Source organism: Ruegeria sp. HKCCSP351, from assembly GCF_017872535.1.
Classification (GTDB): domain Bacteria; phylum Pseudomonadota; class Alphaproteobacteria; order Rhodobacterales; family Rhodobacteraceae; genus Ruegeria.
This window is the reverse complement of the sequence record NZ_JAEDOV010000001.1, coordinates 100700-121237: the sequence shown is the minus strand read 5'-3', so window position 1 is coordinate 121237 and position 20538 is coordinate 100700. Positions and strand designations below refer to the sequence as shown.

Genomic DNA, 20538 nt, shown 5'->3' with positions numbered 1-20538 from the left:
CGAGGGGCGACATGCGTGGACATTGTCTGTGCGGCAAGATCCGGTTCGAAGTCGACCCTCCGGTACTTTCATGCGTCACCTGCCATTGCGACAGTTGCCGTCGCCAATGCGCAGCGCCGATGACAACGTATTTCGGAGTTCGGGATGGCCATTGGCGGTGGACCGGTGAAGAGCCCAAGCGTTTCAACTCCTCTCCCGGTGTCGAGCGCAGCTTCTGCCCGCACTGCGGCACGCCAATGTCCTTCCGTTCAACCGCCATGTCGGATGTGATGCACCTTTATGTCGCGACACTGGACTCTCCTGACACACTGGAACCTACGTTGCATGTCGCGCATGAAGAAAAGCTGAAATGGCTGAAATTGGAGGATGGTTTGCCCACCTGCATCGGGCCGGATTACACCAAGGTTCATCCCCTGCCCGACCGCTGACAACAGCGCTTCCCTCTGCGTCGCGAAACAGATAGCGTCGCGCTCATGACCCAGGACAGACCCGTCTTTGGCATCTTTTTGATGCTTGGTTTTTGCGTGCTCGCACCCTTGGGGGATGCGATGGCGAAGCTGTTGGGTGAAACCACACCGCTGGGTCTGCTGGTCATGGTGCGTTTCGCGGTGCAAGCGGTGATCCTGATCCCCCTGGTTGCGGTGACGGGGCGACCCTGGCGGATGCGCGGCCGCATCCTGCGGCTGACCCTGCTACGGACGCTGCTGCATATCATCGGCATTTCGGCCATGTTCAGCGCGCTGCAATTCCTGCCCTTGGCGGATGCCGTTGCAATTGCCTTTGTCATGCCATTCATCATGCTGCTGCTGGGCAAATATGTTCTGGAGGAAGAGGTCGGTTCCCGCCGTCTTGCCGCCTGCGTCGTTGGGTTCATCGGCACATTGCTGGTCATTCAACCCAGCTTTGCCGAGGTGGGTGCACCTGCGTTGCTGCCACTGATCGTTGCCGTGGTTTTTGCCTTGTTCATGCTGGTCACACGTCAAGTCGCGAAAGAGACCGATCCGGTGTCGTTGCAAGCCGTGTCCGGCGTATTTGCGACGATCCTTCTGGCACCGCTCCTTCTGATTGGCACGCAAATGAACATTCAAGAGCTCTCGATGACCCTGCCATCCAGCGATCTGAACTGGCTGCTGATTGCGATCGGGGTGTTGGGTACGGTCGCGCATCTGCTGATGACGTGGTCACTGCGCTATGCGCCGTCTGCCACACTGGCCCCGATGCAATATCTGGAAATCCCGGTTGCAACCCTGATCGGATGGGTGATTTTCAACGACCTGCCCGATGGATTGGCTGCGGCTGGCATCGTCATCACCATTGCCGCAGGCCTGTACGTCATTCTGCGCGAGCGGGCCAGCGCCCGGTCTGCCCCGACAGAAACACCTGCATAAGCGGATCAAGTGCTGTGCGCGGGATCATCACCAGCAGGCCCGGCCCATCCATCTTCAGCTCGACAGGCGCCAGTGCACGGTTGGATGTTCCCACCTGCCCGTCCGGCTGAAAGGCCAGATTATCAATCGGCCATTCCAGCCCGGTACTGCGCCCCGTCACCGGCTGCATCGGAAACAGCGAGACCACATCGCCGGGCGCAACCGGCAGCTTGATCTCTGGCGGCGCATGAAAAACCAGTTCACGTTCGCCCAGCAATATGCAGGCCTGATCCTGCCGCCGGACCAGAACGTTCAGAACGGCCAGTTGATGATCAAGTCGCCCGCCAAGAAACCCAGCCCCCAGAACCAGAGGAGCGTGCAGATTGCGCAGGGCCTTGTCGAAATCGGTGCTGTCCTGTTCGCGGATGGCAAACAGGCGATCCGTGGGAATTTTAGCTTGCGTCGCTTTGCTCAGCGAATCGAAGTCACCAATCACCGCATCGGGAATCCGGCCTGATTCTGTCAAAATGTCCGCTCCGCCATCGGCGGCAACGACCGAATTGACGCGATTCAGCACCAGATTCAGGTCTCCAGATCCGATAAATCCCCCTCCGAACAGCCCGATTGGATCGATAGAGCGTACAATTGGCTCGATTTTCCTAAGATTGGCCATTTTTCCCGGATTTGGACACATTAAGACCACAAAATGATAGGTTCATGCATAAAGTTCAGAGCCTTCGTGTGCTCCCGATTCCGGGTAAGTGGGCTCTCGTAGTTTGTAAAGGACGTGCGTCTGATGGTACAGAATAACAAGGTATTAACCGTTTCATATGGAACCTTCTCCTGCACTTTGGAAGGATTTGATGATTCCTTTGAAACGATGAAAGCCATCGCCGAGTATTTCCGCGATCTCGCAGCGGATGACCGGTACTTCGGTTCGGAACCCCCGCAACCTGATGCCGAAATGCTGACCCGCATCGCCCGGCGTGATGCATCACAGCGCGTCGAAGCCCGTCAGAACGAATCCGGCCTGTTGCTGCGTGCCACTCAGACAACCGAAGCGCCAGTTGCTGCTGAAAAACCGGCCCCGCACACGGCCGCGGTCAATGTAGCCGAAACTCCCGCTCATGTTCAGCCACAACCGACCTCTGCGCAGACCGGGTTCGCCGAGGCAGAACCTGTCGCAGACACCCCGCCCCCGGCTGCTGACAGCATCGCGGCGAAACTGCAGCGTATTCGCGCGGTCGTCTCTCATTCCGATGTGCCCGCTGCCGAGTATTCCGAAGACGAAGACTCGTCTCTGCTGGCCAAATCCGCTCCTCCGGTAGATGCTGTGGCCGCCGCGTTTGAGGCTGGTGCTCTCAGCGCGGATGACTTTGCCGAACCCAAAGAGCCTGAAGCCCAGGAAACCGAAGAACTGGCGGCACCTGCGGTTGACGAGGCGCTTGACGAGGAGGCCGCGGAACCACAAGCGGCTGAGACAGTTGATGCGCTGATCCCCGAAGTTGCTGAAACTCAGATCGAAGAAACCGTTGACTTGCAGGCGCCCCTGACCCCCCAGCCCCTGCAAATCGACGAGATCGAAGACGCGCCGGTGGCGGATCAGTCCGCCGCCGCGCCTCTGTTGGTTGATCTCGAAGACGTTGCCGAAGACGATTTCGACGAAGAGGATGCCCCCAACATCCTCAACGTAGAAGACGTAGCAATTGAATCCGACGATGAACCGGTCGAGGACGATCTGGCACAGGGTGTTTTGACCGCAGACGACGAAATGCACCTGCTGACCGAAATTTCCGAAATCGAACAGCACCTGTCCGGTCGTTCGAGCCAAAAACTGGCGGACGATGCGGATCCCGATCAGGATATGTCGCGCCTTATGGCAAAGACCGGCGAGCATATGGATGACCCCAGCAGCAGCGATGCGCGCGAAACCTATTCGCACCTGCGCACCGCCGTCGCTGCAACCGAAGCCGACCGCGACGGTCAGGCACGCTCGGAAGAGGCGGCCGACAAAGAATACCGCGGTGATCTGGCATCCGTGGTCAGCCCACGGCGACCCGAAATCAAGGTGACCAGCATGCGTCCGGCACCGGAAGCTCCGGCACCGCTCAAGCTGGTGGCCGAGCAACGGGTGGATGAGCACGGAACATCCGCAAACCCGGTCTCGCCACGTCGTGTCACTACAGACCAGGAAACATCCGGGTCCGAGGAAGGCGGTTTCGCACAGTTTGCACAGGAACAGGGTGCGCAATCTCTGCCTGATCTTCTGGAAGCGGCTGCCGCCTATCTGTCCTTCATCGAAGGTCAGGAGCAGTTTTCGCGCCCGCAGCTGATGAACAAAGTGCGTTCACTGAAACAGGATGAGTTCAATCGCGAAGAAAGCCTGCGTTCTTTTGGGCAGTTGCTGCGCGATGGTAAGATTGAGAAGGCCGGGGGCGGGCGTTTTGCGGCGTCCAACCTGATCGGTTTTCGCCCCGATGACGAGCGTGCCGTAGGCTGATCACGCTTGAAGGTTATCAAGCAAGGCCGGGTTAACCCCCGGCCTTTTTGCTTTTGGCCCTTGGACCAAACGCCCGTCCTGAATGACAAAGCCCGAACGTTTCGACTGATACCAGACAGCCGACACTATACCGCCGAGGACCGCGCGTTTTCCTGCGCAGTGCTCAGCAGGCCCGGTCATTCAGACATACCTGACGAGCGCTAGGACTGATCGGGGTCTTCTTTGCCGACGCCGCGAAACACGAACTTGAACGGCAGGGCCCAAAGGATGCCCAGCACGACATAAACCAGTAACTCAATCCAGATCGGAGGACGCCCCAGCAAGTTCACGATCGTCACCACGGCGATGATGTACAGCGGAAGACCAAGCACAAGGATCACCAGCGACCAGCGCCGGCGTGCCTTGTAACTCAACCCTGTCTTCTGTTTCTCGCGCATCAGTCTGCAAAGGGGTCTGTCACCAGAATGGTGTCGTCCCGCTCCGGACTGGTGGACAAAAGCGCCACCGGGCATTCGATCAATTCTTCGACCCGACGCACATATTTGATCGCATTTGCAGGTAAATCCGCCCAGCTGCGCGCGCCTTCGGTCGATTCGCTCCACCCCGGCATTTCTTCGTAAATCGGGGTACAGCGGGCTTGCTGATCAGCAGCGGTCGGAAGGTAATCCAAACGCTCGCCATCCAGCTGATACCCCGTGCAGATCTTAAGGGTCTCAAACCCGTCCAGAACATCCAGCTTGGTCAGCGATATGCCGTTCACGCCGCTGGTTGCGCAGGTCTGGCGCACCAGGCAGGCGTCGAACCAGCCGCAGCGGCGCTTGCGGCCTGTTGTCGTCCCGAATTCGTGCCCGCGTTCACCCAGCCGCTGACCGTCCGCGTCCTCCAACTCGGTCGGGAACGGCCCTTCTCCAACGCGGGTGGTATAGGCCTTAACAATGCCAAGCACGAAATTGATCGAGCCCGGACCGATTCCAACACCGGTTGCCGCCTGCCCCGCAATCACGTTTGACGAGGTCACGAAGGGATAGGTGCCAAAATCGATATCCAGCAGCGCACCCTGCGCCCCTTCAAACAGGATGCGTTTCCCGGCTTTGCGCTTTTCGTTCAGCACTTTCCAGACAGGTGCCGCAAACGGCAGAATTTGTTGCGCGATCTCTTTGAGCTGAGCAATCAGCGCGTCGCGGTCAACCGGCTCGATACCCAGACCCTTGCGCAACGGATCGTGGTGTTGCAATGCGCGGTCCACGCGGGCCTCCAGCGTGGCTTCATCCGCCAGATCGGCAACGCGAACGGAACGCCGCCCAACCTTGTCTTCATAGGCCGGGCCGATTCCGCGACCGGTTGTTCCGATCTTGGTGCCTTTGCTCGCAGCTTCTTCGCGCGCACGGTCCAACTCGCCGTGAATCGGCAGAATCAACGGCGTGTTTTCGGCAATCATCAGCGTGTCGGGAGTGATTTCAACACCCTGCGCGCGGATGGTTGCGATCTCATTGACCAGATGCCAGGGGTCCAGAACCACACCATTGCCGATAACGCTCAGCTTGCCGCCGCGTACTACACCCGAAGGAAGCGCGTGCAGCTTATAGACCTCACCGTCGATCACCAGCGTATGACCGGCATTGTGACCGCCCTGAAAACGCGCGATTACGTCCGCCCTTTCGCTGAGCCAGTCGACAATCTTGCCTTTTCCTTCGTCGCCCCATTGGGCGCCGACAACAACCACGTTGGCCATATCCGGTCCTTTTCGTGCTGAGTGATCAAACCCGGCTCATATAGCGGGCCAAAAACCGCAGGGAAACCGATATTTCGCCGCAGAGGAAAATCGCGCAAGCGCGCGATGCCTCCGGCGGGGATATTTGCAGCCAGATGAAGAGCGGATCCCTTGCTTCATCTGGCTGTAAATATCCCGGGGGAGGCGCCCGGAACGGGCGGCGGGGGCAGAGCCCCCTAACCCTGTCATCCTAAGTGGACAGGTTGCCCGTGCGGAGTGGTCAGGTAAGCCTCTTCCCAGGCCTGATGCACATCCTGCACATCTTTCGGCATGGCAGCGCCCTGTTCGGCCAGCAATGTCTCAAGCGTTTCCAGCCATGCGTGGAAGTAATCGTCACCGCCATCCAGTTCCCGGGCAAGTCCATTGCGTTTCAGTATCGCTGAAAAGCGCGCCGCCCAATCCGCCCATTCGAACCGCCCAGCCTCGTTCAGCGCGACGGTGACGGCAAAGACCTGAGCGTGCCAGGGCTGAGCAAAAACCGGCTCGGGGGCTCCGTATGAGATACAGTCGTTCATGCCGGTTGCAGGTAGCTTTGCCAGAGGTCCAGAACCACCTGGTCGGCGCGATGTTCGGGGGCGGCCCAGAGCTCAGATGTCGCAAAGGCCACCGCATAAATCGGCTCTGGCGCCTCACCCAACCCATGCGCATTGGAATCGGGCAGAACATGGGTTCCGTGCAGGCGCAGGATTCGGCCCCTGGCACCGGATGCATAAACAGGCAGGCGCGTGTGACCCCCATCCACGAGACGATTTGCTGCCGGTCGGACCGTGACAACCTCTTGCCCCACAGAAAACAGCGCCGCAACATTGGAAGGCCTGTCCGCAGGCCCGCCTTTGGCCAGCGCTGCGGACACCGCTTCCGCCTTGAGCGCTCTGTCTGCCAAGGGGTGCGGTTTGTCGCCACGCACGCCACGCAGATCTTCCAATGTCAGAACACCCTTTTCGACAAGCAGATCGGCCAGACCGGATATCCATTTCTCATAATACGAAAACCGGGTGTAGTCCTTCGGGGACAGGCGTTCGCGCGCGTGGCGTGAAACGTCGATGTTCCACTGCCCCAGAAAACCAGATGCAAGTGTGACCGCAAGAGCGCGGGCGTGCCAGTCTTCAGCAAAGACCGGCGCATTCTCTGCCTCTGGACGTATCGGACCATCACCGAAACGGCCTCCCATATCGTGAACGCGGGTCATGCGGGCACCCTCGGAAGGCCCGTGCCGATCATGCTGTCGCGCGTCACAAGCGCGGTTAGTTCATCTTCGTTCATCCCGTCTGTGCCTTCAGGGCGCATGGGCAAGACAAGGTAGCGAATTTCGGCCGTCGAATCCCAAACCCGTACAGAGGTGTCTTGGGGCAAGGTGACACCGAACTCGGCCAGCACCTTGCGCGGTTCTCGCACCGCGCGGGCTCGGTAGGCGTCGGACTTGTACCATCCGGGCGGGATACCCAGCAGTGGCCAAGGGTAACAGCTGCACAGGGTGCAGACGACCATGTTGTGCCGATCCGGTGTGTTCTCGACAACCACCATATGTTCGCCCTGGCGGCCATAGTAGCCAAGGTCGGCTACGACCGGAGTGGCGTCTTCAAGCAGGGCAGCTTTGAAGGCAGGGTCGCTCCAGGCTTTGGCAACTACGCGCGCACCGTTTTGCGGCCCGATCCTGTTCTGATAGGTGTCGATGATCTCGTCCAGAGCCGCCGGATCGATCAGCCCTTTGCGAGTCAGAATCGTCTCAAGCGCTTTGACGCGCAATGCGGGTTCGGGTGGCAACAGGGCATGCGGGTGGTCGTGATCGTCATGTGGCATGGCCGCAGCCTGCGTCACAACTCAACGCACTGTCCAGTCTCTTTGACGTGATGGGATACATCAAGGAAGTTGATGCCAACTCCTGACTTGCCCCCGCTGGCAAACTTGCATAAGTACCACGCGATACACGCCACGCTGTACAGGACCACCATGGAAAACGTCGTTCTCATCATCCATCTTCTTCTGGCTCTGGGCTTGATCGCCGTTGTCCTGATGCAGCGGTCTGAAGGCGGTGGCCTTGGCATGGGCGGTGGCGGTGGTGCGATGACCGGTCGCGCGGCAGCGACGGCTTTGGGCAAGCTGACGTGGATACTTGCAGCGTGTTTCATCGTCACCTCGATCACGCTGACCATTCTTGCGGCTCAGAAATCTTCGGGCAGCTCGGTAATCGACCGTCTGGGCGTTCCGGCACCGGCTTCGACCGAGGAAAGCGCTCCGGCTATTCCGTCGGTTGATGATCTTCTGCCGCCGGCACAGGACGACAACGCGCCGCTGATCCCGCAGGCGGATTGATCCACAAAACCTAGAAACCTGAAAGAGGACTGCAACAGCATCTTGCGGTTCTCTTGCGCTTTTGGCGCGAATCCTTTATACGTGAAGTCCCGTGATGCAGCGGTTTTTCGGAACCGCCGGGCAGCTGATTTTGACGTCTCACGGGAGCAGCCGAAAAACTATGGCACGTTTTATTTTCATCACCGGTGGTGTGGTTTCGTCCTTGGGCAAAGGGCTGGCTTCGGCAGCTTTGGGCGCTTTGTTGCAGGCCCGCGGTTATTCGGTGCGTCTACGCAAGCTGGACCCCTATCTGAACGTCGATCCCGGCACGATGTCGCCCTTTGAGCATGGCGAAGTATTTGTCACTGATGATGGCGCCGAGACCGATCTAGACCTTGGCCATTACGAACGCTTCACCGGTGTCGCGGCACGCAAGACCGACTCGGTCAGTTCCGGGCGGATTTATTCAAACGTGCTGGAAAAGGAACGCCGCGGCGATTACCTCGGCAAGACCATTCAGGTGATCCCGCACGTCACCAACGAGATCAAGGATTTCATCGCCATCGGCGAGGATGAGGTTGATTTCATGCTGTGTGAGATTGGCGGTACCGTGGGTGACATCGAAGGCCTGCCCTTCTTTGAAGCCATCCGACAGTTCAGTCAGGACAAGCCGCGCGGTCAGTGCATCTTTATGCACCTGACGCTGCTGCCTTACATCAAGGCGTCCGGCGAGTTGAAAACCAAGCCGACCCAGCACTCGGTGAAAGAGCTGCGCTCGATCGGGCTGGCGCCCGATATTCTGGTCTGCCGGTCCGAAGGGCCGATCCCGACCAAGGAACGGGAAAAGCTGGCCCTGTTCTGCAACGTGCGTCCAGACAGCGTGATCGCAGCGCAGGACCTGTCCACCATTTACGACGCGCCGCTGGCCTATCACCGCGAGGGGCTGGATCAGGCCGTTCTGGATGCCTTCCAGATCAGCCCCGCCCCCAAGCCCGATCTGGCCAAATGGGAAGATGTGAGCGACCGCATCCACAACGCCGAAGGCGAAGTGAAAGTGGCAATTGTTGGCAAATATACGCAGCTTGAAGACGCCTATAAGTCGATTGCCGAGGCGCTGACCCATGGCGGTATGGCCAACCGCGTGAAGGTCAAGATCGAGTGGGTGGATGCCGAGGTTTTCGATACCGAAGACGCGGCCCCGTATCTGGAAGGCTTCCACGCCATCCTTGTCCCCGGTGGTTTTGGCGAGCGTGGCACCGAAGGCAAGATCAAGGCGGCGCAATATGCGCGCGAGCACAAGGTTCCCTATCTGGGCATTTGTCTTGGCATGCAGATGGCGGTGATCGAGGCCGCGCGGAACGCTGCGGGTATTACCGAAGCCGGGTCCGAGGAATTCGACCATGAGGCCGGGAAGAAACGGTTTGAACCGGTGGTCTATCACCTCAAGGAGTGGGTACAGGGCAACCACAAGGTCGAGCGCAAGGTCGGCGACGACAAGGGCGGCACAATGCGCCTTGGGGCTTACAACGCAGTATTGGCGGATGGATCCAAAGTGGCCGAGGTTTATGGCGGCACGCAGATCGAGGAACGTCACCGCCACCGCTATGAGGTGGACATCAAGTATCGCGACAAGCTTGAAAAAGCGGGCCTGAAGTTTTCGGGCATGTCGCCGGACGGACGTCTGCCCGAAATCGTGGAATGGGCGGATCACCCGTGGTTCATTGGCGTTCAGTACCATCCGGAATTGAAGTCCAAGCCGTTTGACCCGCATCCGCTGTTTCGCGAATTTGTGCGGGCCGCGAAAGACACCTCGCGCCTGGTTTGATCCCTGACTGTGTCGGACTGTCACCCCACGTTGTTTCGTGGGGGCTGACCTCTTAACTGTGTGGAGAGGCAGGTTTTCTGCTTTTGCATTTCACGGTTTCAGGAGATTTCCGATGAGCAACGCGACAACGATCACAAACCTTCAGCAAGCGCTTCATATGGAGCTTACTGCCGCGCACCAATACCAGTTGCACGCGCACGTTCTGGACGACTGGGGCCTTGACATTCTGGCTGAGAAAATGCGGGGCGAGATGCAGGAAGAGTTGGTGCATTCTGACGCCTTTATCGAACGTATCCTGTTTCTGGGTGGAACCCCCGAGCTTGCGTTTCAGAAAAGCCCAGCCGCAGCGGGCACGCTGGAAGAGATGTTCGCGTCTGATCTCAAAGACGAGAGTGAGGCCGTCGACTTCTACACCAATGCAGCGCAACAGGCGGCTGAGGCCGGTGATGTTGGTTCGCGTACACTGTTTGAACGCATCCTGATGGAAGAAGAAGGTCACAAAGCCTGGCTGGAGACACAGCTGAGTCTTCTGCAACGTCTTGGCGAATCTGCGTTTAGCGCGAAATTCGTCTCTGGCGCCGCGGGCGAAGCCTGAGACCTTGGTTTCAAACCGATGGAAGTCACAGGTGCTGTGCGATGCTGACGCAATCTGTGCCTGTGCCGTCACCTCAAAATGACCTGGCTGGTCGCAAAAACTCTGGCCGGGTCATTGTCGCAGCGTTAGCTGTAGGATTCGCGACAACAGGAGAGTTCCGATGACCAGCCAATCCCAGAAAGCCGTGACCTTTACCAGCCTTCACAAGAAGGGCGATCCTGTCATTCTGTTCAATATCTGGGACGCTGGCAGCGCTGGGGCTGTTCGGGATGCTGGTGCCCAGGCCATCGCGACCGGCAGTGCCCCTGTTGCCATGGCACATGGTTATGGCGACGGGCAGAACATTCCACTTGAGGCCGCGTTGGACAATGCACGCCGCATCGTTGCGGCTGTTGATCTGCCGGTAACACTGGATTTCGAGGGGGCTTATGCCGAAGACCCGCAAGGGATCGCGCAAAACGTTCGGCGCGCGCTGGACTGCGGTGTTGTTGGGTTCAACTTTGAAGACCAGATCATAGGTGGCGACGGTCTCTATGACATCGCCACTCAGGCCAAACGTGTTGAAGCGGTAAGCGACGCTTGCGCGCGCGCGGCTATTCCCGCCTATGTCAATGCTCGCACAGATATCTTCCTGAAGGCCGAAGCGGACACCCATGACGACACGATGCTGGATGAGGCCATTGCCCGTGCCAATGCCTATGCTGATGCAGGCGCCAGCGGATTCTTTGCACCCGGGCTAAAGAACGAAGCTCTGATCGCCCGGCTTTGCGAATCCACGACCTTACCGGTCAATATCATCGCCCTGCCCGGCACGCCGGATGCGCCCACTCTGGCAAAGCTCGGGGTTGCGCGGATCAGCTACGGCCCGGTCCCCTATCGCCAAATGCTGGCCTGGTTGCAGAACGCAGCCAAAGAGGCCATGGCCGGGTAAATACAGGTTTCTGTTTCCTCAGGACAAATTGCAACCCATCGATATTGGTCAACGATTGATTGTCGGCCTGTGCGTACCCGGTGCCGCGCAGATCTGATTCAGCGTGGGACATACGCCATACTATAGCAAGACCAGCATTTCGTGCTTGGCCGATCACGACCTGTCGTCTAGGTGTTTGTTATGTTGAAAAGGTTCTTTAAGGCGCTCAGACCGCCTCATCATGAACAATTGCCGGACCCGGATGCAGAACTTGCTCTGGGCGCTCTGATGGTGCGCGTCGCGCAGGCAGATCGCGATTACAAGCTGGAAGAGATCAGTCTGATCGACAAGATACTGGCCCGTCTTTATCAGCATAACGCGATTGAGGCGGCCAAAGTTCGGGCTACATGCGAAAAGTTACATGCTGCGGCACCGGAAACTGATACGTTCGGCAAACTGATCCGGGAAACCACGGACCTGAAAGAGCGGCTGGCAGCCCTTGACGCGTTGTGGGAAATCGTTCTGGCGGATGGCAGTTCGGACGAGGGCGAGATAAAGATCGTCGAAGAAGCCCGCATTGCCATGGGCTTGAGCTATAATGACAGTCAGGCAGCGCGCGAGCGCGTCCAAAGCCGCTTGGATGTGAGTTAAGCGCCCGCTATATCTTACCCATGTTCAGTGACTTTCTTTCCAGGCTCACACAGCCCAAGCCCGACCCGCTTGTCGAAGATGATGCCCGCCTGGCCCTGACGGCCCTGCTGGTGCGACTGGCACGATCTGACAACGATTATTCTGATTCCGAGATGGCGCGCATCGACCGCATCTCGGCTGAACGATACGGTTTGTCCCCATTCGAAAGCGCGGCTTTGCGCGCCCGTGCCGAAGATCTGGAGGCTGAAGCCCCCGACACGGTCCGTTTTACCCGTGCCATCAAGGAAGCAGTCGCTTATGAAAACCGGCTGGCGGTGGTTCAGGCGCTGTGGTCAGTGGCCCTGGCTGATGGCCACCGTACGGGTGAGGAGGATTCGCTGCTGCGTCTGGTTGTCAGCCTGCTGGGGGTCAGCGACGTAGATTCGGCTTTGGCCCGGCAAAAGGCCGCCAAATCTTGATAGCCATGCTTGGCATGTACGACATGCCCGAGGTTCAGGCCGCCAATGACCGGTTCTGGGGGTTGATTCGCACGCATCTGGGACATGGTCCGGAACAGCTGACCCGAGGCGCCGATGTTTGGCAGGTCTGGCTTGATCCCGATCTGGTGCTGGCACAGACCTGTGGAATGCCCTATCGCACACGCTTGCATGATCGGGTTCAACTGGTGGGCACCCCGGATTACGGCCTTCCCGGTTGTCCTGCCGGGCATTATTGCTCGGTCTTTGTGGCGCGGCGCGACGACAACCGCACGCTGGCGGGCATGACTGACGGTATCTTCGCGTATAACGAAGCGCTGTCCCAATCCGGCTGGGCGGCACCGATCACACATCTGTCCCGGGAGAACCTGCATCCTGCGTCGCTGTTGGAGACAGGCGGTCACGCGCTGTCGGCGCAGGCGGTCTCGGACGGGAAGGCAGATTTCGCCGCACTGGATGCGTTGACCTGGATGATGTTGCAGGAACATACCGATCTGGGCGAAAGCCTGCGCGAACTGGCAAAAACCTCTCCGACACCGACCCTGCCCTATATTACCGGACCCGACCAAAACGTTGATCAGGTCGCAGACGCAGTTCGAGTTGCGATAAACAGCCTTACCGAACACGACCGCAAAACGCTGCACATTCAGGGGCTGGTCGACATCCCGGCGGAGGGGTACCTGTCCGTACCGACCCCGCCACCGCCATACGCACAGCGAATAATCTGATGACCAAATTGTCGGGTGCATTTGGTCAATTTGGCTGTTTCCGACCCTGAATTTGCGAATTGCGCATTGCATTGAGCAAATTTTTCGGCCCTAGTACCGCACCAACACCACAAACTACTGGACTGCCCGTGACAGAAACCGCTCCCGTCATCGAAATCAAAAACCTTCACAAAAGCTTCGGCAATCTGGAAGTGTTGAAGGGGGTGGATATCACAGCACATGGCGGCGACGTGGTCTCGCTGATCGGGTCATCGGGGTCAGGAAAATCAACTTTGCTGCGCTGCTGCAATCTGCTGGAAGACAGCCAGCAGGGTGAAATCCTGTTCAAAGGCGAGCCTGTCAAATGGTCGGGCGATAGCCATGGGCGTCGCCCCGCGGACCCCAAGCAGGTTCTGCGCATCCGCACCAACCTGTCGATGGTGTTTCAACAGTTCAATCTGTGGGCGCATATGACCATCCTGCAAAATGTGATGGAAGCCCCTGTGACCGTTCTGGGCCGCGACAAGGCCGAAGTGGAAGACAGCGCGCGCAAATACCTTGAGAAAGTTGGTATTGGTGACAAATGCGACGCCTATCCGGCACAATTGTCCGGTGGTCAGCAACAGCGCGCCGCGATCGCACGGGGGCTGTGCATGGAACCGCAGGCGTTGTTGTTCGACGAACCGACCTCGGCGCTGGATCCCGAACTGGAACAGGAAGTGATCAAGGTGATCAAGGATCTCGCAGCCGAAGGGCGCACCATGATCATCGTGACTCATGACATGAAAATGGCGGCAGATATCTCGAGCCACGTGGTATTTCTTCATCAGGGCCTGATCGAGGAAGAAGGTTTGCCCGAAGATATCTTTACGTCACCCGAATCCGAGCGGCTTCGGGGCTTTCTCTCCGCCACTCAGGCGGCTTAACTTCAAGAACAGAACCAAACTGGGGAGTAACCAATGAAAAACCTGATTCTGTCCACTGCAGCCCTGGCGCTGACTGCTGGTATCGCGATGGCCGACACGGTCCGCATGGGCACCGAGGGCGCCTACCCTCCTTACAACTTCATCAACGATGCAGGTGAAATCGACGGGTTCGAGCGTGAGGTCGGCGACGAGCTGTGCAAACGCGCCAACCTGGAGTGTGAATGGGTCAAGAACGACTGGGATTCGATCATTCCGAACCTGGTCTCGGGCAACTACGACACCATCATCGCCGGTATGTCGATCACTGCCGAACGTGATGAGGTCATCGACTTTACCCAAGACTATTACCCACCGACCGCGTCGGCCTATGTTGCGACCTCTGACTCGGCAGACGTAACTGGTGGTGTCGTTGCGGCGCAAACCGCCACGATCCAGGCAGGCCACGTTGCCGAATCCGGTGCAACCCTGGTCGAATTCGCGACCCCGGAAGAAACCATTGCAGCCGTCCGTAACGGCGAAGCCGATGCCGTTCTGGCCGACCGCGACTATCTGGTGCCGCTGGTCGAGGAATCGGGCGGTGAGCTGGTCTTTGTCGGCGATCCGGTTCCGCTGGGCGGCGGCGTCGGCATGGGGCTGCGTGAAAGCGACGGTGAACTGCGCGGCAAGTTCGACGAAGCCATCACGTCGATGAAAGCGGATGGCACGCTGAACGAGATGCTGATCAAGTGGTTTGGTGAAGGCACCGCCACATACGGTACTGACGGTTCGGTCGTCACCAACTAAGACCTGACCAATCCCGGTCCGGTGCTTCGGCGCCGGGCCGCTTCCGGCTTGGCCGGAACAGACGTTGGAAAGACGCCATATGTTCTCGTACTGCGCTGATCCTGACACGCTGGGCACGCTCCGCTGGTTTTCATGCTACCTGACCAATGGCGTCCACTGGTCATTCTACCTGTCTTTTATCAAGGTTCTGGCCCTTTTAGCTGTAACCGCCCCTGTCGCTCTTGGCTTCGGGTTTGCCGGTGCCATGGCAGCGCGCTCGCATTTCCCCCCGCTCAGCTGGTTGGGCAAAGGGTATATCGCGATTGTGCGCGGTGTGCCCGACATTGCGTTTTTCCTGTTTTTCGTCATCGCTCTGGATCAGGCGTTCGAGTGGACGCGGCATAAGATTTTGTGCCCGGACTGGACCGACCCAATCCGCCAGGGCAATGATTTCATCGTTTGTCAGGCCGCCAAGCTGCCACTTGGAACCGCGCCTGAATGGGTGCATGAAACCTATGGGTTTTTCCTTGCGGTCATCACCTTCTCTATCGTTTTTGGCGCCTTTGCGGCCAATGTCCTGTTCGGCGGAATGCGCGCCGTACCACATGCGCAACTGGAAACGGCCGAAGCCTATGGTATGAATCGCCGCCAGACGTTCTGGAAAATCCTCGTACCTCAGATGTGGGTCTACGCGCTGCCCGGCCTGTCCAATCTATGGATGGTGCTGATCAAGGCGACACCCCTGCTCTTCCTGCTGGGCGTCGAAGATATCGTGTATTGGGCGCGCGAACTTGGCGGCACCAAAACCTCGAAATTCACGCAATATCCACATGGCGATTGGCGCATGTGGTATTTCCTGTTCCTGCTGATCTTCTACCTTGGCATGACCCGTTTTTCGGAAATTGGGCTGGAAAAACTGATGCGGCGATTGTCCCACGGACAGGCCACTTCCGGCGGAGAGCTTCTGCGCAAGGAGACAACGGCATGATGATCCGCGTTCACGACCGCAACCGGGTACCGCACGCGATTGCACAGCAATCTCTTTCGCGCCCGCAATCTCCTTTCCAAGGTGCCCGATCATGAGCTGCATCCAGACCATTCAGGATTACGGCCTGCGGTCGCTTGGCTTTGGCGAGCGCCTGCTGCCTAAAACCGATTTCACCCTATGCGAACAGTTCACCCTGATCGGCTCGGGCATGATCTGGAACATCTATTTCGGCGTCATGGCGCTGGCGACCGGGTTCTTTCTGGCCACCGCGCTGGCCGTCGGCAAAGCCTCGACCAACAAATGGCTGCGCAAACCTGCCGAATGGTTCATCTTTCTGTTCCGGGGCTCGCCTCTCTTTATCCAGTTCTTCTTTGCTTATTTCTTCTTCCTGTCGCTGAAGAAAACATATCCGATGTTCGACGCCTTTACCTCGGCCTGGCTGGGGGCGCTGATCGTGCTGTTCCTGAACACCGCTGCCTATTCGGGTGAGATCTTTTACGGTGCCCTGCGCTCGATCCCCAAGGGAGATATCGAAGCGGCAGATGCCTATGGCATGTCCGGCTGGTCGCGGTTTCGGCGGATCGTCTGGCCCACCATGCTGCGTCTGGCCTGGCCGGCCTATACGAACGAGGCGATCTTTCTGTTCCATGCCACCACGCTAGTCTTCTTCTCGGCCTTTCCGGCCTGGCAACAACGTGGCGACGCGCTCTATTACGCCAGCTATTTCGCGGACAAAACGTTCAACCCCTTCATCCCCTATCCAATTCTGGCCTTCTATTTCATCTTGCTGACATTGGTGATTGTCGGGGGATTTGGCCTGATCAACAAACGCCTGAACCGCCACCTGCCCACCGCCAAACGGGCAAAAATGCGGTTCAAACTGAACCTGGCGCGCTAAAGGTCATCGCCCCGGACATACCGGCGTTCAAGCCTACACTACACTTGTAATACGCTTGGCGGTGCGAACACGGACAGTCGATTTTGGGGGAATGGTACCGCCTCCCTGGCTTGAACAGGGGACCTCTGGATCCACAATCCAGCGCTCTAACCAACTGAGCTAAGGCGGCACTTTGTGAGGGGCGATGTACCGAACGCGCCCGGGGAATGCAAGAGGATTAAAGCCGAATTCTCCAGCTTTGTTCGACAAGGTCGACCCCAAAGGAATGCACCGGTTTGCTGTCGATCAGTTCCCAGCCAAACGCCCTGTAAAGCGCGCAGGCAGCCGTATGGCTTTCATGGGTCCACAGAACCATTTCCCGAAATCCGGCCTCGCGTGCGAAGTCTGTACAGGTCTGCAACAGCTGTTTCCCCAACCCAAGTCCCCGCGCCTCGGGGACTAGCAGGAAGAGGCGCAGTTTGGCGGTTGTCTGGTCAACACGCACGCTGAAAATACTACCCAATCTTTGCCCAGCCCGTTCAGCAATCCAGCCTTTTTCAAAGGACGGGTCATTGTTGGCAATGAACTCCTCAAGGATGCGCGCAACCAATGGGGCAAAGCTGTCATCAAATCCTTCGTCGCGCGCATAGAGCAACCCGTGCTGTTCGACCAGCCACGCGGCATCATCGGGGCGAAACGTTCTGAGAACCACATTTTCCATGTTTTATCTGACCGCAAAGGTGACTTGATTCTCAACCCCGTGCGCGCTAGCACGAATGCTCAGTCTCGGAGGCATAGATGGGCATCAATACCGAACGCGATATTCAGGCCAACCTGCAAATCGGTCCGACCGATCAGGGGATGGTACGCTTGTTCATCGAAGCCGACGGCATCGAGATTCCGATGGATTTCGACCCGGAAGAAGCTGAAGAAATCGCCGATGAGATCCGCGCCGCGATACAGGCCGCCCTCGCCGTCAAAGGCTGAGCTTTTATAAGCGCGGATCGCGCAGCGCATGCAGTCGGCGTGCCGCATCTGTCGCAAATTTCTGGATCATCTTCTTGCGCCGCGCCGGGGCAAGCTTGTCCTCAGGCGCCATGCGCACGATCTCGGCATCATAGGCGTCAGCAATGATCAAGCCCGTTTCGTCAGGCAACAGATCGGTCGGAAACTCGGTATCCACGGCCCAGAAGAATCGGTCACACCATTCCAGATAGCCCTGCCATTTGGCATCCGATTGATAATCGGCACGGCTGGATTTGCATTCGATCACCCAAATCTCACCTTTGGGACCCAGCCCCATCACATCGACACGCAAACCACGTGCCGGAACGAATTCTTCAACAGAAACAAAACCATGCGCGGCAAGGTGGCGTGCGACGCCACGCGCCAGTTTCTGTCCGGGCTGCAAATCTAACAACATACCTCAAATGTGAACAATTGGTGAACAAAAGTAAAGCGCTCCATCGTGCTTGACATAATACCATTTGGTATCATATTAATACGATACCAAATGGTATCTCTTCTGGAGTTGCTTATGGATAACCGAACTCAAAACGCGTTCCGTGCGCTGGCCGATCCCACACGTAGGGACATTGTACAATTGCTCTCGTCTCAGGACATGACCATCGGGCAGTTGACAGACCAGTTCGACATGACCCGGGCCGCGGTCAAAAAGCATCTGACCGTGCTATCCGACGGCGGCTTGATCACCGTCGAAACCCGTGGCCGCGAACGCATTAACCGTCTTGAACCACAGGGGATGGCCCCCGTTCTGGACTGGCTCAGGTATTTTGACCAGTTCTGGGACGATCGCCTCAACTCTCTCAAGGAAGCTGTTGAAAGGAAATCGAAATGACCGATACAGTTCTGAAGAAATCGATCTTTCTGAGGGCCGAACCGGAAACGGTATGGGCTTATCTTACAGACCCGGATCGTCTGGCGGAATGGTTCCACAAACCTCAACACCCTCTGTCCGCGGGTCAAAAGTTGGAGATGTTTGGCACGACAAGCGGCGACCTGTTGATTTGGGGTGAGGTTCGCGTTGCCAACCCTCCCAAATATCTGGAATACACGTTCACCGTAAAACCGATGGGCGACGCGGTGAGCGTGGTCAAGTGGACCCTGGAACCCGTCGCAGGAGGGACGCGCCTTGACCTGCGGCATGAAGGCCTGCCGCAGGGGGCCGATGCCTTTGGCCTGATCCTGGCGCTAGACAAGGGATGGGACGAACACTTTGGCAAGATGCGCACGGCATTGCACGAAACTGTTGATGCCTGACCCCTTGTGCGAACCCGTCAGACGCCCTACTTAAGCGCGTGGCGGGTTCTGCCCTTCTTGTGACAGGTAGCATTCTGGTGGCCTTAAGCAATTCCGAGGGGGCTGGCTCTGTTCAGGTCCTGGCCTGATTACCTGGCGCCCACCTGTATATACAGGTCCTCGGGAATCAAACCACACGGTTGTTTGGTGGTCCCGCCACATTTTCCCCTGAAATTCAGCGCCCTGCTGGGGCTTCCTGCTTTGCGACCGCCGGTTCAAAGCTGTGTACAACAGGGGTGCCCCGGCGCGGGCCTTGCGGCTTTTCTGCCATGCTCATGATCTTGTAGGCGAACTGGACACCCGCAAAGACAATGCCGTTCATGAACCAGATCATCACCAAAGCGATAAGGCCGATTTCCGAACTGGTTATCAGATGGCACAGGTTTGCGACATTCAGCGCCAACAGGACGCCGACAAACACAGCCGAAATGACAAAGCCCCAGGCAACTTGCGTAATATAAAGGCGGATCAGTTTGGGCATGGCGAACCTCTTTGCGCGATGACATTCAAGTTAGCGCATATTTGGTTCTCGTAAAGGCGTCAGAATGCCTCGGGCTGTGCCTCACGCGCCATGTGATCCAGCACTGCGTTGACGAATTTTGGCTCTTTGCCTTCCGGGAAAAACGCACGCGCCACATCGACGAATTCGGTAATGACAACCTTTGGCGGCGTGTCGCTTTGGGTCAGCTCGGCACCTGCGGCACGGAACACCGCACGAAGGGTTGGATCGATGCGCGCAATCGGCCATTTGGCCACCAGTGCACGGTCGGTCATCTGGTCGATGGCCGCCTGATAGTTCACCGCATTGTCAACCAGGGACCGGAAAACCGAGATGTCGCCGTCCAGCATCTCCTCGCCCTCATAGATGGCGCCGAACCGGTGATCCAGAAACTCGTTCACGACAGCTTCGGTCGTTTGCCCGGACTGTTCCATCTGGAACAGCGCCTGCACAGCATAAAGCCGGGCGGCGGATTTCATCAGGCGTTTCTGGTTGGCCGGTTTCGGCGCGTCTGTCTTGGTCATGCTGTCGAGGGTCCGTTGCTGTCGCCCGCCACGAGGATGGACTCGGACGGCGGTTTGAAACCAACGCCCTTTTTGGAAGAGCCCCACTTACGGCTGAGCGCGATCAGATGCAAGGCCGCAGCAGCAGCCCCACCCCCTTTATTCATCTTTTTGGGGTTCGCGCGGACTTCGGCCTGCGCATCATTTTCTACGGTCAGAATACCGTTACCGATGCACAGGCCCTGCAGGCCCATCAACTGGATGGCCCGGCTGGAGTCGTTGCAAACGGTTTCGTAATGCGTTGTCTCGCCACGAATGACGCAGCCGAGCGCGACATAACCATCAAAGTTGCACTGACGGTCGGCCATTGCGATGGCGGTCGGGATTTCCAGCGCGCCGGGCACCTCGACTACTTCGCAGGTTCCGCCCGCGGCTTCGATTTCGGCCTTCGCGCCCGCAATCAGGTTATCGGCAATCGCACGATAAAACGGCGCCGCCACGATCAGCAGCTTGACCGGCTTGTCAAATGTCGGTGTCGGCAGAACGCCATGTTCGTCTTGAGCAGCCATG

At 58.1% G+C, this 20538-nt stretch carries 28 protein-coding genes and 1 tRNA gene; 17 read left to right on the top strand and 12 right to left on the bottom strand.

What is annotated here, in order from left to right; all coding sequences use genetic code 11:
* The first annotated feature begins 11 nt into the window (after positions 1-11).
* Together I9182_RS00610 and I9182_RS00605 are read left to right on the top strand one after the other, a co-directional pair.
* Positions 12-428 (top strand): GFA family protein, encoded by a 417-nt coding sequence (locus tag I9182_RS00610; RefSeq protein ID WP_209595847.1) that lies wholly within the window; start codon positions 12-14, stop codon positions 426-428.
* 45 nt (positions 429-473) lie between these two features.
* Positions 474-1388 carry a DMT family transporter gene (locus tag I9182_RS00605; protein WP_209595846.1) on the top strand — a complete coding sequence of 305 codons (915 nt, stop codon included), beginning with the start codon at positions 474-476 and terminating at the stop codon, positions 1386-1388.
* Here the strand turns inward: I9182_RS00605 and I9182_RS00600 are convergent.
* Entirely contained in the window at positions 1333-2040 is a 708-nt protein-coding gene (locus tag I9182_RS00600; RefSeq protein WP_209504284.1) for a thiamine diphosphokinase, read from the bottom strand. The two genes, I9182_RS00605 and I9182_RS00600, sit on opposite strands and share 56 nt — an antisense overlap.
* Positions 2041-2247: 207 nt before the next feature.
* Between I9182_RS00600 and I9182_RS00595 the strand changes: the two genes are divergently transcribed.
* A complete protein-coding gene (locus I9182_RS00595; RefSeq protein WP_348540366.1) occupies positions 2248-3867 on the top strand; it encodes a hypothetical protein in 1620 nt (539 codons plus the stop codon).
* 200 nt (positions 3868-4067) lie between these two features.
* On the opposite strand, the gene I9182_RS00590 is transcribed toward I9182_RS00595, so the two are convergent.
* The 5 genes from I9182_RS00590 to nthA form a co-directional block, all read right to left on the bottom strand.
* Positions 4068-4304 carry a DUF2842 domain-containing protein gene (locus I9182_RS00590; protein WP_209504286.1) on the bottom strand — a complete coding sequence of 79 codons (237 nt, stop codon included), beginning with the start codon at positions 4302-4304 and terminating at the stop codon, positions 4068-4070.
* Positions 4304-5599 carry an adenylosuccinate synthase gene (locus tag I9182_RS00585; protein WP_209595842.1) on the bottom strand — a complete coding sequence of 432 codons (1296 nt, stop codon included), beginning with the start codon at positions 5597-5599 and terminating at the stop codon, positions 4304-4306. The genes I9182_RS00590 and I9182_RS00585 overlap by 1 nt, the downstream gene beginning before the upstream one ends.
* A gap of 224 nt (positions 5600-5823) precedes the next feature.
* Positions 5824-6153, bottom strand: coding sequence for a nitrile hydratase accessory protein (locus I9182_RS00580; RefSeq protein WP_209504288.1), 330 nt, complete (start codon positions 6151-6153; stop codon positions 5824-5826).
* Entirely contained in the window at positions 6150-6827 is a 678-nt protein-coding gene (nthB, locus tag I9182_RS00575) for a nitrile hydratase subunit beta (RefSeq protein WP_209595840.1), read from the bottom strand. The genes I9182_RS00580 and nthB overlap by 4 nt, the downstream gene beginning before the upstream one ends.
* Entirely contained in the window at positions 6824-7438 is a 615-nt protein-coding gene (gene nthA, locus I9182_RS00570; protein ID WP_209504290.1) for a nitrile hydratase subunit alpha, read from the bottom strand. The genes nthB and nthA overlap by 4 nt, the downstream gene beginning before the upstream one ends.
* Before the next feature lie 150 nt (positions 7439-7588).
* Here nthA and secG point away from each other — a divergent pair, with 150 nt between their 5' ends.
* From secG to I9182_RS00515, 11 genes are all read left to right on the top strand, one after another.
* The gene (secG, locus tag I9182_RS00565; RefSeq protein ID WP_209504291.1) at positions 7589-7951 is read left to right on the top strand and encodes a preprotein translocase subunit SecG; all 363 of its coding nucleotides are present in this window, start codon (positions 7589-7591) and stop codon (positions 7949-7951) included.
* A gap of 160 nt (positions 7952-8111) precedes the next feature.
* The gene (locus I9182_RS00560) at positions 8112-9755 is read left to right on the top strand and encodes a CTP synthase (protein WP_209595839.1); all 1644 of its coding nucleotides are present in this window, start codon (positions 8112-8114) and stop codon (positions 9753-9755) included.
* Positions 9756-9867: 112 nt separating this feature from the next.
* On the top strand, positions 9868-10350 hold the full coding sequence (locus I9182_RS00555; protein WP_209595838.1) for a bacterioferritin: 483 nt from the start codon (positions 9868-9870) through the stop codon (positions 10348-10350).
* Positions 10351-10510: 160 nt separating this feature from the next.
* The gene (locus tag I9182_RS00550; protein WP_209595837.1) at positions 10511-11281 is read left to right on the top strand and encodes an isocitrate lyase/phosphoenolpyruvate mutase family protein; all 771 of its coding nucleotides are present in this window, start codon (positions 10511-10513) and stop codon (positions 11279-11281) included.
* Between the two features lie 180 nt (positions 11282-11461).
* The gene (locus I9182_RS00545) at positions 11462-11911 is read left to right on the top strand and encodes a TerB family tellurite resistance protein (RefSeq protein ID WP_209504295.1); all 450 of its coding nucleotides are present in this window, start codon (positions 11462-11464) and stop codon (positions 11909-11911) included.
* 20 nt (positions 11912-11931) lie between these two features.
* Positions 11932-12369, top strand: a complete 438-nt coding sequence (locus I9182_RS00540; RefSeq protein ID WP_209504296.1) for a TerB family tellurite resistance protein — start codon at positions 11932-11934, stop codon at positions 12367-12369.
* 5 nt (positions 12370-12374) lie between these two features.
* Entirely contained in the window at positions 12375-13115 is a 741-nt protein-coding gene (locus I9182_RS00535) for a PhnD/SsuA/transferrin family substrate-binding protein (RefSeq protein ID WP_348540318.1), read from the top strand.
* Between the two features lie 128 nt (positions 13116-13243).
* The gene (locus I9182_RS00530; protein ID WP_209504298.1) at positions 13244-14020 is read left to right on the top strand and encodes an ATP-binding cassette domain-containing protein; all 777 of its coding nucleotides are present in this window, start codon (positions 13244-13246) and stop codon (positions 14018-14020) included.
* Between the two features lie 33 nt (positions 14021-14053).
* Positions 14054-14803, top strand: a complete 750-nt coding sequence (locus I9182_RS00525; RefSeq protein WP_209595836.1) for a transporter substrate-binding domain-containing protein — start codon at positions 14054-14056, stop codon at positions 14801-14803.
* A 79-nt stretch (positions 14804-14882) separates the two neighbouring features.
* Positions 14883-15770: an ABC transporter permease subunit gene (locus I9182_RS00520; protein ID WP_209595835.1), complete on the top strand. Its 888-nt coding sequence runs from the start codon at positions 14883-14885 to the stop codon at positions 15768-15770.
* A gap of 91 nt (positions 15771-15861) precedes the next feature.
* Positions 15862-16668, top strand: a complete 807-nt coding sequence (locus I9182_RS00515) for an ABC transporter permease subunit (RefSeq protein ID WP_209595834.1) — start codon at positions 15862-15864, stop codon at positions 16666-16668.
* A 92-nt stretch (positions 16669-16760) separates the two neighbouring features.
* Here I9182_RS00515 and I9182_RS00510 read toward each other — a convergent pair.
* Both I9182_RS00510 and I9182_RS00505 read right to left on the bottom strand, forming a co-directional pair.
* Positions 16761-16837 (bottom strand) — tRNA-His (locus tag I9182_RS00510).
* A gap of 48 nt (positions 16838-16885) precedes the next feature.
* Positions 16886-17368, bottom strand: coding sequence for a GNAT family N-acetyltransferase (locus I9182_RS00505; protein ID WP_209504301.1), 483 nt, complete (start codon positions 17366-17368; stop codon positions 16886-16888).
* A 77-nt stretch (positions 17369-17445) separates the two neighbouring features.
* On the opposite strand from I9182_RS00505, the gene I9182_RS00500 reads away from it, so the two are divergent.
* Positions 17446-17634 carry a DUF6324 family protein gene (locus I9182_RS00500; protein WP_117869403.1) on the top strand — a complete coding sequence of 63 codons (189 nt, stop codon included), beginning with the start codon at positions 17446-17448 and terminating at the stop codon, positions 17632-17634.
* A gap of 4 nt (positions 17635-17638) precedes the next feature.
* On the opposite strand, the gene I9182_RS00495 is transcribed toward I9182_RS00500, so the two are convergent.
* The gene (locus tag I9182_RS00495; RefSeq protein WP_209504302.1) at positions 17639-18070 is read right to left on the bottom strand and encodes an MmcB family DNA repair protein; all 432 of its coding nucleotides are present in this window, start codon (positions 18068-18070) and stop codon (positions 17639-17641) included.
* Between the two features lie 114 nt (positions 18071-18184).
* Between I9182_RS00495 and I9182_RS00490 the strand changes: the two genes are divergently transcribed.
* Positions 18185-18505: a metalloregulator ArsR/SmtB family transcription factor gene (locus I9182_RS00490; protein WP_209504303.1), complete on the top strand. Its 321-nt coding sequence runs from the start codon at positions 18185-18187 to the stop codon at positions 18503-18505.
* Positions 18502-18927, top strand: coding sequence for an SRPBCC domain-containing protein (locus tag I9182_RS00485; RefSeq protein WP_209595833.1), 426 nt, complete (start codon positions 18502-18504; stop codon positions 18925-18927). The genes I9182_RS00490 and I9182_RS00485 overlap by 4 nt, the downstream gene beginning before the upstream one ends.
* A 214-nt stretch (positions 18928-19141) precedes the next feature.
* On the opposite strand, the gene I9182_RS00480 is transcribed toward I9182_RS00485, so the two are convergent.
* From I9182_RS00480 to I9182_RS00470, 3 genes are read right to left on the bottom strand one after another with little or no spacing between them, the layout of a single operon-like run.
* Positions 19142-19447, bottom strand: coding sequence for a hypothetical protein (locus tag I9182_RS00480; RefSeq protein ID WP_209595832.1), 306 nt, complete (start codon positions 19445-19447; stop codon positions 19142-19144).
* 59 nt (positions 19448-19506) lie between these two features.
* Positions 19507-19989 carry a transcription antitermination factor NusB gene (nusB, locus tag I9182_RS00475; RefSeq protein WP_209595830.1) on the bottom strand — a complete coding sequence of 161 codons (483 nt, stop codon included), beginning with the start codon at positions 19987-19989 and terminating at the stop codon, positions 19507-19509.
* Positions 19986-20537, bottom strand: a complete 552-nt coding sequence (locus I9182_RS00470; protein WP_209595828.1) for a 6,7-dimethyl-8-ribityllumazine synthase — start codon at positions 20535-20537, stop codon at positions 19986-19988. Before I9182_RS00470 ends, nusB begins: the two co-directional genes overlap by 4 nt.
* Position 20538: the final 1 nt, after the last annotated feature.